The following is a 15,863-nucleotide window of genomic DNA, read 5'->3' as shown; positions in this document are numbered from 1 at the left end:
CGGTGCAGGCGCAAATCTGACTTTCCACCAAGATTCAAGCATACTCCCTGAACGGATACGGAAAACCTATTCCTTAAGAGGGCACGGCGTCTCAGCAAGGAAACCCTTGGTCACAATCTCATAAGAAAATAGGGTGTTTTTTAGATGGCAGTTTAATCCACAAATTGATAATAAATTTCATCTTCTTTTATCATGCCCAATTCGTATCGTGCTTGTTCTTCTAGGGCTTGCTCTCCACTTTTTAGCTCTTTGATGTCAGCTTCTAAAGCTCTATTGCGGGAGGCCAATTTGTTATTTTCATTGCGGTGTTCGTCAAGTTTTCTTTCGAGACTAATCAATTGCAGTAAATTGCCATCACCAAGCCACAGCTTATGCTGTAAAACAACTAAAGCAATAATCAAGATAATGAATACAGGGCGCATAGGATAGTCTATTTCTAATAGTATCTAGGATTATTGTATTACCTTATTGCAGCTAGGAGCAATATCTGTTGCAGTTAATTCATTATTAAATTGTGAATTAATGTAACGTCGGTTTCGGATAAGATAGAGCCGTGCATCACAGACACTCTTAACTAGTGGTCCGGATGCCCGAGCACTTTAACTTGACGGCTAACTTTCGCGTGTTGTCATATAACTTGTTTATTTAATGCAGCTTTACCGGCATAAGCTAAGCTAGCTATCTCATTGATTCGCAACAATTGGTTGTATTTTGCGGTGCGATCCGTGCGACATAAAGATCCTGTTTTGATTTGTCCGCAACCAGTTGCAACCGCAAGATCAGCGATAAATGAATCTTCTGTTTCCCCAGAGCGATGTGATATAACACAACGGTATTTATTTTGATGGGCAAGCTTTATGGCTTGTCTTGTCTCACTTAAAGTACCTATTTGATTGACTTTGATTAAGATAGCATTGGCTACGCCTTGATCTATTCCTTCTTGCAGGATTTTGGGATTGGTAACAAATAAATCATCGCCAACAAGCTGAATATTGTTCCCCAAACGAGAGGTTAACTCTTTCCATCCACTCCAATCTTTCTCATCTAAACCATCTTCGATACTGACTATAGGATAATTAGCGACGAGATCAGCATAATATTCTATCAGTTGACTAGAAGTGAATTTTTTATTTTCTGAAGTCATATGGTAAATATCATGTTCATGAAGTTCAGAAGCCGCGACATCTAAGGCAAATACCATGTCACTACCTAAACGAAATCCTGCTTTTTCAATAGCATCACTTAATATATCTAGAGCTTGGCGGTTGGATTGTATATTAGGAGCAAAACCCCCTTCATCTCCTACAGCAGTGTTTAGTCCTTGTTTTTTTAATACCGATTTTAGAACATGGAATGTTTCTGCTCCCATTTGCAAAGCAGTTGAAAAATCAGTTGCGCCTATGGGCATGATCATAAACTCTTGAATATCCACATTGTTATCTGCATGAGCGCCACCATTTAAAATATTCATCATGGGGACAGGCATAGACATAGACTCACCCTGATTTAGTGAGAGATATAACGGCATTTGTAACGTATTCGCTTTGGCTCTGGCACAGGCAAGAGACACAGCCAAAATCGCATTAGCTCCTAGACGGGATTTATTTTCTGTTCCATCTAACTCACATAAATGTTGATCTAGTCCTTCTTGATCTTCAATAGAAAAACCGTGTAATGCCTTATTGATTTCATTATTTACATGGGAAACTGCCTTTAAAACTCCTTTACCTGCATATCTTTTAGGATCATTATCTCGTAGCTCACAGGCTTCGCGACTTCCTGTTGATGCCCCTGAAGGCACACTTGCTCTTCCTATAATTCCATTTTTTAAGGTGACGTCTGCTTCGACAGTGGGATTTCCACGTGAGTCTAAAACTTCGCGCGCTTGTATTTTGGTAATTTGCATTTTAAATCCTAAGTGTGAGTTAGAGTATTTTTTGTTTAACTTTTAAATCGGACTACACCAAGCTCCATAAGCGCATTAGTCAGTAGCAAAAGAGGTAATCCGAGTATGGTGTCTTCTTTTCCTTCGACTTCTTTGAATAACCATTTACCTTGGCTTTCGAACTGATAAGCGCCGCAGCTGTGGTAAGGTATTTCACTGTGTACATAAGCTTCAATTTCTTTTTTGCTTAAATCACGAATTAGTAAATGAGCTATATCGTGGCCTTGCCATAGTATTTTATGGCCTTTGGCGATACAGATGCAGGCAATTTGCTGGTGCTTTTTCCCACTGAGTAATTGCAAATGCTCTATTGCGGTTTGATGATTTAATGGTTTATCAAGTAATTTGTTACCGATAACACAGAGTTGATCGGCGGCAATAATAAAGTGTTCTGGATAACGTTGGCTTACATCCAATGCTTTGCTAGTTGCCAAGGTAAAGCCTAAATCAACAAAGTCTTCCGATTGATGGCTTAATTTTATTGCGCCTTCATCACAATGCGAGGGAATTACTAAAAATTGCAGACCTAAAGAGGTGAGTAGTTTGAACCTAATAGTTGATCCTGAAGCCAAAATGATCGGTTGCTGTTGTAATAAATCAGACATAGATAGCTACCGATGCCATAAGTAAAAATCCTATGATGACAAAACTGAAATCCCTCAGATTACAACAACGCTCGACCATAACACAGCGTTCTAATCCATGTAATGTCCCCAAATAAAGAAAAGTCCCTGCAGAAGCAGCGAGTAAGATGGGATCAAAAATAGAGTGAGTTTCTACCCCGTGGCCAAAATACCAGCCAAAATAAATCCCGACCGGAGTCATGAAACTAAATAAGAGAAAAAATATCATGCTTTGATTAGTACTCATCGAGCTTTTGTTTAATTGCACGGCAATAGCAAAACTCTCAGCCCATTTATGCGTTATAATTGCTAAAAACAGCATAATGATCATTGAGTTGTGGTGCGCGAGTCCTAATGCGGCTCCGAGCATGACTGAATGAACAGAGAGCATGGCCCAGGCCAAAATAGCAAAGGCAGGATGATCTGCATTATCATGGTGATAGAGTTCTTTACCAAGATGTTCGAACCATAAAAAAATCAGAAAAACTGCTCCTGCAATAATAAAAGCAAAAGGATATTGATATCCCATGATTTTAAATAGGGAACTGGATTCAGGAAGCATATGCAGTAAAGCTGCTCCTAAAAAAACTCCGGTAGCTAAAGTTTCGCCTATAGGAAAATCAATGTGCTTGTCATCACGAATACGTTTTTTGAATGGGTACCAGCCAGCCATTATAATGACTATAAAGATGATAAAACCAAATAATATTTTTAAACTGCTAGCCGAGAGCATTAGTTATTCCTGCTTTAAAAGATGTATGTTATTTTCACATACGTCATTTAGCAAGTATTTTATGTTTATTGACAAATAATTGCCTGATTTGGGAGGGTCTTCGCTGTGCTCTGGATGACAAAGAGAGGGGAAGACGACAAAAGTTATCGTTTTATTTTTTAGTGATGCATGACCTCATGCAAACTAAATAAGCGTACTTCTTCAATATCCACTTGCAGTTTCAACGCTAAGATCACCCGATTATGTAATTCTTTCCATTGAGTGAACCCTTCGGCGCATGCTATGTCTATACTTATTTTCCCATCCAAGTAATGTAGATTCCAGAATAATATTTGTGGGAAATCTATATGTACTTCATTCAGTAATTGCTCCTGCAAGACTTTCCTGCTGGGTAAATGCAAAGATGGACTACTGATCTCATCATCTTCAGGATCTACGTGGACAATGACGTCTTTGACACTGGCAATCTGATCAACCAATGCCTTATGCACGTGCTGCGCTATGTAATGTCCTTCAGATACAGATATTTTGGGGGATACTAATATATGCACATCGATTAATACGTCGTTACCCATAAATCGACTACGTAATTGATGGATTTTTTGCACCCCAGCTATATTTTGGATGACGTGCTCTATTTGCGCTAATAATTCTGGTTCCACCGCGGTATCAACCAGTTCTTTTACACTATTCCAGCCGTAGTCATATCCCATTTTGATAATCATCACACCGACTATGATCGCTGCTATGGCATCTAGATAAACATAGCCATATAGGCTACCAATTAATCCGATGAATACTACTATGGATGATGCGGCATCAGAGCGATGATGCCAGGCATTGGCAATAATTAATTGTGAGTTAATGCGATTACCGATATGACGTGTGTAATGAAATAATGTTTCATTGGCGAGAATGGAAATACAAATCACCGGTAGGGATAGCCAACCAGGCATAGTGACATTAGATTGGATTAGCTCATCAATTGAGTCCCAGGCAATGCCAATACCTGCCAAGATAAGCAGTAGGGATAATAACAGGGTCGCTGCTGTTTCTATACGTTGATGGCCATAAGGATGAGTGTCATCTGCATCAAGACTGCCGTATTTAGATGCAAATAAAACCATCACATCAGTAAACAGGTCGGAAAAGGAATGTACTCCATCAGCAACTAAAGCATGGGAATGAAATATATAACCACCAATTAATTTAATTAGGCCCAGAAGAGCATTTACAATGGCTCCAATCAAGGTCACTTTTTTGGCCTGCCAATACCTATCGTGTTGCGTCATTGTTAATCCTTTGCCAGTTTAAATACTACAAATTGATTGCACTAAAATAATATCATTTTCAATTGAAAATCTCAGTTAAAAGTTTTGTGATGTAGATAGAAGATGGTGGTTTTTCTGGATTTTATCTTGTGTTTCCATATTTGTGGCAAGCTGCGGGGCGAGAAAATGTAGCCGTTAGCGTAACCCAGGCTACAACTCTTATCCTACACTCACGTTAAGTTAATAGGATAACAATACAACAGAGTTAAGATTTCAAAATGTGCGGAACAGCTTGGTAAGTTCTAGACCAGGTGAAAATACGCTGATTTTACAAAGAGCTTTTTCTTTTGCACACAGAGTTATCCACAGTTTTTGTGGATAAAGTATTTTTGAGTATTTTTATAAAAATTGAAGATAACCCTTTACTGTCAATGAGTTGAAAAAAAATAGAGGGATAAATGAGCATAATAACTTTTATGTACTATAAAGTTATCCACAAGAAGTGAATAGATGATGGAGCGTTTGATCTTGGGTATAGTAACAAAGAAATAAATAAAAAACAGTCTTGACTTTCGATATTCCGCAAATATTTTTTATCCTTGTAAAAATTGTTCAAAATCACCCAACCAGCGTTGCGTTATGGCTCGTGCAATCTCTGGTGCTGCCTGAGCTAATTGTTTCGCAATGGGTGGAAGTAGCGGTAAAAGAGCCTTGTCACGCTGTAAATTAGCTAATTTAAATTGTTTGTATCCAGCCTGTTTGGTTCCTAGTAGCTCCCCGGCACCTCGAAGTTCTAAATCTTTTTCAGAAATAATGAATCCATCGTTAGTTGAACGCATAATTTTCAATCGTTCCGTTCCTTGCAATGACAGGGGTGATTGATATAGTAGGAGACAATGGGATTGGGTAGAGCCTCTTCCCACTCGGCCTCGTAATTGATGTAGTTGAGATAAACCTAATCGTTCGGCATTTTCTATAATCATTAAACTGGCATTAGGAACGTCGACTCCAACTTCAATGACCGTGGTTGCTACTAATAAATCTATTTCTCCCGCTTTAAAGGCAGCCATAGTTGCTTCTTTTTCAAGAGCCTTCATTCGTCCATGTATCAGTCCAACACGAGCAGAGGTCAATTGTTCTTGTAAGGTTTGTGCGGTATGAGTGGCTGCCATGCATTGTAATTTTTCTGATTCTTCAATTAAAGTGCAAACCCAATACGCTTGTTTACCACTGGCTATAGCGGCTTTTAATCGTTCGATAATGGACTCGCGTTTATCTTGATTTAATACAGCAGTAATAATAGGGGATCGTCCCGGAGGAAGTTCATCAATGATTGATATATCCAAATGAGCAAAATGAGTCATTGATAAGGTTCGAGGAATGGGGGTAGCGGTCATTAACAGTTGATGAGGGGTTAATTGCTCCCTTTGTCCTTTTTGTTGTAATAGCAATCGCTGTTCTACTCCAAACCGATGTTGCTCATCAATAATAACCAGGCCTAAGCGGGCAAATTGAACTTCTTCTTGAAATATGGCGTGGGTACCGACGATTAATTGGCAGCTATTATCCAATAAACCAGAAAGAGCCAAGCGGCGTTCTGCGATTTTCATTTTACCACTAAGTCGTAGCACCTTGATTCCTAGTGGCTCAAGCCAGTTGACTAGGTTAAAGAAATGTTGCTCGCTTAATAAATCGGTCGGCGCCATAAAGGCGACTTGATAGCCATGAGCTATAACTTGTAGGGCAGCAAGAGCTGCAATAATCGTTTTTCCTGACCCAACATCGCCTTGTACTAAACGTAGCATTGGTTTTTCTTGATGTAGATCATCATTGATTTCCCCTGTGACTCGTTGTTGTGCTTGAGTCAGGGTAAAAGGAAGTGATGCAAGAAAGCGTTGATTGAGCTCATATTCGATGGGGATGGCTGGAGCTTGCAGTTCGCGACGCGATTGTCTTGCAAATTGTAGACTTAAGCGCTGCGCTAATAGCTCATCAAATACTAAACGTTTGAGCGCCGGGTGTTCACCCGTTTCCAAACTATATAAAGACGTATCTGGTGGAGGGTTATGAAGTAATTGGATCGCCTCTTGCAAATTATAGAACTGATGGTCTTTCAATTGCTTATCGTTCATCCACTCGAGTTGATGTAATTCGGTTTCGCTGTATTTAAGAGCAATTTTAACCAACTGTCTCAAACGTGTTTGAGTTAACCCTTGGGTTGTCGGGTAAATAGGCGTTAATGTTTCATCAACGATACAATCTGCATCGTGATCAAGCAATTGATATTCAGGATGAATGATTTCTAAATGATTGTTGAACTCGCGTACTTCACCAAAGGCATGAATACGTTCACTTTTATTTAAAGCAGCGACTTGTTGTTTGTTAAAATGAAAAAAACGAAGCTTTATAATTCCTGTTTTATCCTCCACAAAACAGTTCAACATCATTTTTTTACCGTATTTAATTTCTGTTTTACATACTCGACCACTGATAACACACCAATCATTGGAGCGTAGATCTTGAATTGGTGTTATTCTAGTTCTATCTTGATAGCGATAGGGCAGGTGGAAGAGCAAGTCTTGTACTGTAAGAATGCCACATTTAGCCAATTTAGCTGCAAGTGTTGGGCCTACACCAGCTAATGATTCACAAGAGTTGGACAGCACTATATTATTTTTAAAATAAAAATTTAATAATAGCAGGAAAATATCTTCGTTGCGAACTGAGGGAGTGATATTGCATGAATCGCATTATTTCATTTGCGGCAGGTTTGATCTTAGTTTGGATAACCGGCTCTTTATTGATAGCAGGGCGTGGGTTATTAATTCCATTGGTCATGTCCATTTTCCTTTGGCATTTGTTAAATACCATTAACAGTGGCATGAGAACCATTCCGTTAGTGGATATCCATTTACCCAAGTGGCTTAGCATGATTTTATCTTTATTTGTTGTGGCCATTTTTATCAGAATTTTAATTTACATTATCACGAATAATGTGAATGAAGTGATAGACGCTTCTCCTCGTTACCAGGAAAATTTACTCGCAATTTTTAATAATGTGGATCAACGTTATCATATAAAAGGATTTTTTGATTTTAACTATATCATTAAAAATTTGAGTATCCAGAATATGCTGGTCAACATTTATGGCGTATTTACTACTATAACCAGCTCAGCGGTGTTAATTTCTTTGTATGTAGTTTTTCTTTTTGTTGAGCAGCATTATTTTACGCAAAAAATGGATGTGCTCTTTCGCAAGGAGGAACATAGAAAACTAGTTAATAATATTATCTCTCATATTACCAAAGATACTCAAACTTACTTGGGTATTAAAACTGCATTAAGTTTACTTACTTCGATATCCAGTTGGCTTATTATGAATTGGGTAGGATTGGATTTTTCTGAATTTTGGGCTTTACTGATTTTCTTTTTAAATTATATTCCTAACATCGGGGCAATAGTGGCAACTGCTTTCCCTGCTGCTTTAGCCTTAGTTCAGTTCCAAAATTGGGTACCCTTTTTGGAGGTGACTTCAGGAATTATAGCGGTGCAATTTGTGGTAGGTAATTTTCTAGAACCACGACTGCTCAGTAAGTCATTAAACTTAAGCCCCCTAGTGATTTTAATTGCCTTGAGTGTCTGGGGTGCTATTTGGGGAATTTTAGGAATGTTTTTATCAGTTCCCATCACCGTAATGATGATGATAATATTTGCTCATTTTGATGCAACTCGACCTATAGCGGTATTATTGTCTCAGGACGGTTATATTTATAAATCTTATGAGACTATTGATGTACAACAAATAAGTACTTAAAAATAATATACAAATAATGGTGCAACAAACAATTCATTAGTTAGTGTATTCTCTTATAATTGCCAGAAATAAATAGGGAAGTTATTTCATGAGGAAAAAAATATTTTGTGGTGTATTATTAAATGTGCTCTGTATTCATTCAGCCACCGCACAAGCCGCGGATATTGCCTCTTCGGCATTGAATATATTACGAGACTCTCAAAAAACTAATGTTATTAATTGTGATTATAGAATTTCTGCTGAAATTGATAAAATGGAGCATGATGTTGTCATAAACTGGGCAAAATATGCAGTAATTGAATCTTTTAATTTCAATCCTTCTTCTATAGACATGCAAATGTCGAGATTGCGTTCATGTTACACTAACAAAGGGTGGAATGCGTTTATTAATGCACAGCAGGAATCAGGTAATCTCAAAGAGCTCAAAACTCATAGTCTTTACATGAGTAGCCAGTTAGATGGTCGACCAGAGCTGATAGAAGCAAGCGAAACGCAATGGAAACTAGTAGTGCCGATAAAAGTTATTTATAAAAATGATCAAGAAACAGCCGTTCATTTTCTTAGTATTTATCTCACTATAGGTTGGAGGAGTGCGTTTAATTTAGGCATTACGCAAATGATTGCAATACCGCGCCTTGCTCCTGTCTCCTACCAAGTTAGCCTAGTCAAAGAAGGCATACAAAGTGTTTATTCAGGTATTCTTAATAAAAAGACAGGCGGGGTTGAGGGCGTTAAGAGGAGTGTAGTGCCATTTGTTGTTTCTTTATTTACTAAATCAATAAGAATTCCTTCATCTGAGAGTTATTCTATTCCGAATTCGGCTAGTTCACTTGCGAAAATGTACCAGATCAATACTAAAAGACAGGTGCCGCCTCTTGAGGGGCGACAACCTTATCCAGAGTATCAAAATAAGCAGACCGGACCAAATCAAATAGCATACAGGGTTCTTAATCATCAGCAACAACTTGCTGAAACCGCGACTTTGGATAGCCTTTTTAGCACTAATAAAATCAAAAAAAACAGCCCTGATCTTTTTGATTTCAAATCAGATATTCTGGCAGAACAACTGCAGAAAGTAGTACCGTATTCTATGGATCAATGCCTGAATACCTTGGCCGTTGCTTTGGATAAAATCAAGAATGCTAAAGTGATTCAAACGAAAGAACTTACTTTGAAAAGCCAAAAAAATAGTGAGCCTCGGCTTGTTGAAACTCAAAACAATCAATGGGATATGACGTTACCTGTACAGATTGTCTATCAAAGTGAGGGGGATAACATTACTAAGCCCCTTAATGTTCATTTAGTCATAGAACGAAAGGCAGGCGGTGGGCTTGAAATTACCCAGATGAAGACTACACCTAGTGATGTTTTTTTATCAGAACATAGGACTAAGCTTTCTTCCGCTAATAACGCGACGATGATAAGCGAGCAAAAACAGCGAGCGGATTATGCTCAAAATAGTCAATCTATATTTGTAGAACAACAAAAAAATACAGCACCCATAGATTGTAATTATAAAATTCCTGCCGAAACAACAAAACTTGAACAAGCGTTTATTATTAGTTGGGCGGAGCATGCTGTAATGCAATCGTTTAATTTTAGCTCTAACTCTTTAGAGGAGCAATTACAGAAGCTACAGGCTTGTTATACTGAGAATGGTTGGATGGAATTTAAGAATGCATTAGATAAATCAGGCAATATACAAACTTTTAAAACTCAAAAATTAACTTCCCTTAGCCAAATGGATGGATCAGTTCAAATCAATGAAGCAAAAGAAAATCAATGGGTACTTACTCTACCTGTGAAGGTTGTTTATCAGTTTGATACAACGAATATTACTCAATTAATGCAAGTTCGCTTAGTTATAGGACGTAAAATAACAGGTGATCTTGGTATTATGCAATTAAATTCCACTTTGCGTCAGGAGGTTCCAGCTGCAAATTTATCTCATAAATAAAATAGGTACGATTAAAAACAGGTAATCTTGCTTTTAATCGTACACAAATAAAACAGAACCTTTTCATCAGGCTGGAAAAAGAGCATAATAACTTCATTTTGACAGGTATATGAGTAGTATGAAACATTCAATAGAACATCTTCTAAGACAGGCGTTAAATTCTTTACAAAAATCAGATGCAATACCAAGTGATTTGAATGTTGATATTAAGGTAGAAAATGCAAAAGATCCTGCTCATGGTGATTATGCAAGTAATTTAGCTTTGGTTTTGGCAAAACCATGCCGCCAATCTCCTCGCAAATTAGCAGAGATGTTGATCCAGGCTCTACCTGAAGATGACACAATAGAAAAAATAGAAATTGCAGGCGCCGGATTCATCAATTTTTTCGTCAGTAGTAACGCGCGTTCGTTGATTATTGCTGAAGCACTAGAGAAAGGAAAACAATTTGGCCGCAATAATTTAGGTCAGAACCAAAAAGTTTTAATCGAGTTTGTTTCTGCTAATCCAACCGGTCCTCTTCATGTAGGCCATGGCAGAAGTGCTGCTTTTGGGGCTACTTTGGGGAATGTGTTAAAAGCCGCGGGATATGATGTCACTCTTGAATATTATGTCAATGATGCCGGGCGTCAAATGAATATTCTTGCTGCTAGTGTTTGGCTTCGTTATTTAGAGTTAGCCGGTATTCCTGTTGTTTTTCCCGCTAATGCTTATAAGGGGCAATATGTTTATGAGATAGCCGAAAAACTATGGTCTCAACATGAGGGCGAATATGTCCATTCTTGGGATGTCATCACTGCGGAATTACCAAAAGATGAGCCAGAAGGTGGTGACAAAGAAGAATACATTGATGCGATGATCGCTCGTGCCATGGCTTTATTAGGCAAGTCAGGGTTTGCTTTATTTCATCAACACGCATTAAAAACCGTATTGGATGATATTAAGGATGATCTGACTGAGTTTGGCGTTAATTACAACAGTTGGTTTTCTGAACAGTCCTTATTTGAAGATGGCTCGATACAAAAGGGAATCCAAGCTCTTAAAGAGGGTGGACATACTTTTGAAAATGAAGGGGCTCTTTGGTTTAAAGCCACTGATTTTGGTGATGAAAAAGATAGGGTTTTGATTCGTGCTAACGGTCAAACAACGTATTTTGCTTCAGATGTTGCTTATCATTGGAATAAATATGATCGTGGTTATGATAAGGTAGTTGATATATTTGGTGCAGATCATCACGGATATTTGACTCGTATACGTTCCGCGGTAACTGCTTTAGGGCATGACGAAAAAGCTTTAGATGTCCTACTGGTACAGTTTGCCATTCTTTATAGAGGAACGGAGCGAGTACAGATGTCAACTCGCAGTGGCTCCTTCGTCACTTTAAGGGAGTTACGACAAGAAGTTGGAAATGATGCGGCACGCTTTTTTTATGTAGCTCGTAAGCCTGAGCAGCATATGGATTTTGATTTGGATTTGGCTAAATCTGAATCAAGTGATAACCCCGTTTATTATATTCAGTATGCTCATGCTCGGATATGCAGTGTTTTACGACAATTAAAAGAAAGAGAGTTATTCTGGGATAAAGAAATAGGACTTAAGCATCTTAATTTGTTAGAGCAACCGCACGAAACGGCGTTAATTGCTTTAATTTGCCGTTATCCTGAAATTGTTGAAGCATCAGCTTTGACCTGTGAACCTCATCAAATAGCTTATTATTTGAGAGATCTGGCTAATGGATTGCACAGTTATTATAATGCGGTTCAGCTTTTATGCGAACAAGAGCAATTGCGATGTGCTCGTTTATGTTTATTAGAAGCGGTTCGTCAAGTGTTAACTAATGGTTTGGATTTATTGGGTGTATCGGCTCCTGAGAGTATGTAATGGGAAGACAATATAGTAGCAACAAGCGCTCCTCTCGACAAAGAGGAGGAGCACCACAGCAGTTTTTGATAATAATTGTTACCTTTATGCTAGGGTATTTAACTGCATCGGTTTTTAATGTTGAAAAGCTTAGTCATTGGGTCAGTACGCAAGTTTTAGAGCATTCTCAGGAAAAAAAACAACCCATTAAAGCTGAAACACAGCAAGCACAAGTCCCTCCTAAACCTAAACCTAAATTTGAATTTTATACTCTTTTAGCCAATGAAAAAGCTGCTGGTAGTACAACCCAACCTAGCGTGAATACCACTGCGAATCGTTCTGCTAATCGTCCTACTCCTCCTACTTCAGCGACTCATGCGGCCTCAGCTGCTGCTGTTGTTGCTGCTACAGCGCGTCCGGCACCTAAATCAACTGTTGTTAATCCAAAAGCGGCTACGGAAGTTAGAGTTCCAACAACACGCCCCGTACAAGCCACTAGAGGAAATTTTATGGTTCAAGTGGCTGCTTTTAAAGCACGTCAGGATGCTGAGCATATGAAAGGAATGTTAATACTCAAAGGATTTAATGTTAATGTAGTCCCTATCACTCACCAGACTCGAGGAGTTTGGTACCGCGTTGTAGTGGGACCTTATGCTAATCGGGCTTTGGCGCAAAGAGCGCAAGAAACTTTAGCTAGAAACGAGCGACTCAGAGGGATGGTGACTGCAGGGTAGGTCATCTTTTTTCTAATGTATTATGGTTAGTCCAAAAGGATATTCATCGAAGAATTGACATAGATAAACTACGTTAGTTTAGTCTAATGGCTATCGATTCACAACGACTTGGATGGTTCCCGCATTCTTAACTGCATGGGGTTTACTAACTGCTACTGTAATTTGAGAGACATTAAACTCTTGTTTGATCAGATGCGCCACTTGATCAGCGACAGACTCAATCAGTTGGAAGGATTGGGATTCTACGAATTGCGTTACTTTTTGGCAGAGAGCATCGTAATCTATGGTATTCGCTATATTATCCTGACAGGTAGAGAAGTCAGACGGAATAATAATATCGATGAGCAATTGCTGATTAATTTGTTGCTCCCAAGCATGTACGCCAATTCTTGTAGCAACGCTTAGAGCTTTAATGTTTAAAGCATCCATAAAGATCCTCAGATAAATAGCAAACGGTTATGGGGCAAGTCTAGTCGTCCAGTTAAAATTTGTAAATGTTCGTGTAGGCTGTTTCCTGAGTGATTGTTACAGTCGGTTGGCTCATTAGCTGAAAAGTTATGCTATGAAACGAATTTGACTCTGTAAATCGTTTATAATTTGCGCACAATCCAAATTTAAATAACAGATTAAAAGACTTTATGCCATATTCAAAGACTCTTAGCACTGTAATAGCTCTGTGATCATGTTACCATAAGTTCTATTTTTTTATTGTAATTGAGATTCAACGATGTACGACTTAAATCAATCTTTATTTCTTCGTGCTTTAAGGCGTCAACCGGTAGAAAGAACGCCAGTTTGGATTATGCGACAGGCTGGGCGTTATTTGCCTGAATATAGAAAGACCAGAGAAAAGGCAGGTGATTTTTTAAGTCTTTGTAAGAATCCAGAACTAGCTTGTGAAGTGACCTTGCAACCTTTGCGTCGTTTTTCATTAGATGCGGCTATATTATTTTCTGACATATTAACTATTCCCGATGCTATGGGACTCGGTTTGTATTTCTCTGAGGGTGAAGGCCCTTGTTTTAGTCGGCCGATTAGAGATGTGGATGCTATTAATGATCTCGTGGTTCCAGACAGTGCTGATTCGTTAAGCTATGTGATGAGTGCCGCACGTTTGATTCGACGGGAAATGCCTGAAGAATTGCCTTTAATTGGTTTTTCAGGAAGTCCTTGGACCCTTGGGTGCTATATGGTCGAAGGAGGAAGTAGCAGAGATTTTAAGCGTATTTTGAAATTAGTTTATACCGAACAGGAAGCTGCTCATCTCTTATTGCATAAACTGGCATTATCTGTGAGTGATTATTTAATCGAACAGATTAAGGCTGGGGTTAATGCAGTCATGCTTTTTGATACCTGGGGAGGAGTTCTAACTCCAGCTAATTATCGAGACTTTTCATTGCGTTATATGCAGTTGATTATTAACAAGATAAAAGCTTATAACTCAGACGTCCCAATTATTTTATATACTAAAGGTGGGGGCTTATGGTTAGAGCCTATGGCCGCTACTGGTTGTGATGCCTTAGGAGTCGATTGGACTTGTGATTTACACTCGGCACGCCAACGAGTAGGAGATAAGGTAGCACTACAAGGAAATCTTGATCCTTGCGTACTTTTGAGTTCAGAGCAAAATATTCGACAACAGGTAGAACAGGTTTTACAATCCTTTGGCCATGGAAATGGGCATGTATTTAATTTGGGACATGGAATTACTCCTGATGTACCTCCGGAACATGTTGCTGTGATGATAGATGCTGTGCGTGAATTTAGTCCCCAATACCATTTGAGGTGATTATGATTATTGAGAGTCAATTCAAACCTGCTTGGTGGTTGACTAATCCCCATGCCCAAACAATTTATTCATCGATGATACGTCCTGTAAAAGCCTGTATTGATAAGATGGAAAAATTAGATTTGCCTGACGGCGATTTTTTAAATTTAGCATGGAGTACTGCTAATTTACCAGAAGACACGCCATTAGTAGTTATTTTGCATGGGCTAGGTGGTTGCGTGAATTCAAGCTATGTCGCCCGATTTATGAGTGCATTTAATAATCAAGGATGGCGGGCTGTATTAATGCATTTTAGAGGAGCAGGGCAGGAGCCTAATCGACTACCTAGAGCTTATCATTCTGGTGAGACCTCAGACTTAGATTATTTGATTCAAGTGCTACAGCAACGGGAGCCTAACACAAAAAAAATAGTTGTTGGGGTTTCTCTAGGCGGAAATGTTTTACTAAAATGGTTAGGAGAAAAAGGAACTCAATCGTCAATAATTGCAGGGGTAGCCGTTTCAGTTCCTTTTGTTCTCAATATCATTGCTGATCGTATGAATGTAGGTTTTTCTCGTATTTATCAAATGCATTTACTTAATAATTTGAAAGAGGTATTTGCTCGTAAAGCCAATTATTTACAAGATCCTCCTGAAGCAATAAAAAAAGCAGCGGAATGTAATTGTTTCTGGACTTTTGATAATCAGGTAACGGCTCCTTTACATGGTTTTAGTAGTGTTCATGCTTATTATAGGGAATCGAGTTCAAGGCAATATTTAAAAAGGATTGCGACTCCTACACTTATTATTCATTCTCTAGATGATCCTTTTATGACAAAGGATGTTGTGCCAAGAGAGGACGAATTATCAGAGTCTGTCACTTTAGAGTTAAGCAAAAAGGGAGGGCACGCAGGATTTATTAGTGGTAATAAGCCTGGTTTTCCTATTTATTGGTTAGATCAGCGAATACCAGAGTATATTGCAGAACAGTTAAATACATCGGTTTAAGAAGTCCATCTCGTATCATAGCTCGATCCTCTTGACCTGGGATATTTCTACCTTTTTTGTACATCAGCATTTTTAGTGCTTAAGTAAGAGTCATAAATGACATAATTAACAAACACGATGCCCATAGTCGACTTTATCCCTGTTCGCATTGCC

13 protein-coding genes are annotated in these 15,863 nt (G+C 38.6%); 6 read left to right on the top strand and 7 right to left on the bottom strand.

The genetic code is table 11. The features are described from left to right. Positions 1 to 152: 152 nt before the first annotated feature. The 6 genes from ftsB to recG form a co-directional block, all read right to left on the bottom strand. Entirely contained in the window at positions 153 to 422 is a 270-nt protein-coding gene (gene ftsB / locus LFA_RS10120) for a cell division protein FtsB (protein ID WP_045096089.1), read from the bottom strand. 206 nt (positions 423 to 628) lie between these two features. Continuing rightward, positions 629 to 1,906, bottom strand: a complete 1,278-nt coding sequence (eno, locus tag LFA_RS10115; RefSeq protein ID WP_045096088.1) for a phosphopyruvate hydratase — start codon at positions 1,904 to 1,906, stop codon at positions 629 to 631. A 35-nt stretch (positions 1,907 to 1,941) separates the two neighbouring features. Beyond that, positions 1,942 to 2,550, bottom strand: a complete 609-nt coding sequence (locus LFA_RS10110) for a Maf family protein (protein ID WP_045096087.1) — start codon at positions 2,548 to 2,550, stop codon at positions 1,942 to 1,944. Beyond that, the gene (locus LFA_RS10105; RefSeq protein ID WP_045096086.1) at positions 2,543 to 3,301 is read right to left on the bottom strand and encodes a ZIP family metal transporter; all 759 of its coding nucleotides are present in this window, start codon (positions 3,299 to 3,301) and stop codon (positions 2,543 to 2,545) included. Before LFA_RS10105 ends, LFA_RS10110 begins: the two co-directional genes overlap by 8 nt. Before the next feature lie 158 nt (positions 3,302 to 3,459). After that, the gene (locus LFA_RS10100) at positions 3,460 to 4,593 is read right to left on the bottom strand and encodes a cation diffusion facilitator family transporter (RefSeq protein WP_045096085.1); all 1,134 of its coding nucleotides are present in this window, start codon (positions 4,591 to 4,593) and stop codon (positions 3,460 to 3,462) included. A 572-nt stretch (positions 4,594 to 5,165) separates the two neighbouring features. After that, positions 5,166 to 7,238 carry an ATP-dependent DNA helicase RecG gene (gene recG, locus LFA_RS10095; protein ID WP_045096084.1) on the bottom strand — a complete coding sequence of 691 codons (2,073 nt, stop codon included), beginning with the start codon at positions 7,236 to 7,238 and terminating at the stop codon, positions 5,166 to 5,168. Positions 7,239 to 7,312: 74 nt separating this feature from the next. Between recG and LFA_RS10090 the strand changes: the two genes are divergently transcribed. From LFA_RS10090 to LFA_RS10075, 4 genes are all read left to right on the top strand, one after another. Next, positions 7,313 to 8,386 (top strand): AI-2E family transporter, encoded by a 1,074-nt coding sequence (locus LFA_RS10090; protein ID WP_045096083.1) that lies wholly within the window; start codon positions 7,313 to 7,315, stop codon positions 8,384 to 8,386. Positions 8,387 to 8,474: 88 nt separating this feature from the next. After that, positions 8,475 to 10,343, top strand: coding sequence for a DotI/IcmL family type IV secretion protein (locus LFA_RS18880; RefSeq protein ID WP_052673933.1), 1,869 nt, complete (start codon positions 8,475 to 8,477; stop codon positions 10,341 to 10,343). Positions 10,344 to 10,461: 118 nt separating this feature from the next. Continuing rightward, positions 10,462 to 12,222, top strand: coding sequence for an arginine--tRNA ligase (gene argS / locus LFA_RS10080; RefSeq protein WP_045096082.1), 1,761 nt, complete (start codon positions 10,462 to 10,464; stop codon positions 12,220 to 12,222). Continuing rightward, positions 12,222 to 12,935, top strand: coding sequence for an SPOR domain-containing protein (locus LFA_RS10075; protein WP_045096081.1), 714 nt, complete (start codon positions 12,222 to 12,224; stop codon positions 12,933 to 12,935). Before argS ends, LFA_RS10075 begins: the two co-directional genes overlap by 1 nt. Positions 12,936 to 13,025: 90 nt before the next feature. On the opposite strand, the gene folB is transcribed toward LFA_RS10075, so the two are convergent. Beyond that, positions 13,026 to 13,364 (bottom strand): dihydroneopterin aldolase, encoded by a 339-nt coding sequence (gene folB / locus LFA_RS10070; protein WP_045096080.1) that lies wholly within the window; start codon positions 13,362 to 13,364, stop codon positions 13,026 to 13,028. Positions 13,365 to 13,662: 298 nt separating this feature from the next. Between folB and hemE the strand changes: the two genes are divergently transcribed. Both hemE and LFA_RS10060 read left to right on the top strand, forming a co-directional pair. Then, on the top strand, positions 13,663 to 14,724 hold the full coding sequence (hemE, locus tag LFA_RS10065) for a uroporphyrinogen decarboxylase (RefSeq protein ID WP_045096079.1): 1,062 nt from the start codon (positions 13,663 to 13,665) through the stop codon (positions 14,722 to 14,724). Between the two features lie 2 nt (positions 14,725 to 14,726). Then, positions 14,727 to 15,710 carry a hydrolase gene (locus tag LFA_RS10060; RefSeq protein WP_045096078.1) on the top strand — a complete coding sequence of 328 codons (984 nt, stop codon included), beginning with the start codon at positions 14,727 to 14,729 and terminating at the stop codon, positions 15,708 to 15,710. Positions 15,711 to 15,863: the final 153 nt, after the last annotated feature.

The organism is Legionella fallonii LLAP-10 (genome assembly GCF_000953135.1).
Lineage (GTDB): Bacteria > Pseudomonadota > Gammaproteobacteria > Legionellales > Legionellaceae > Legionella > Legionella fallonii.
The sequence above is the reverse complement of the archived record's forward strand: the minus strand, read 5'-3'. Positions and strand labels throughout refer to the sequence as shown.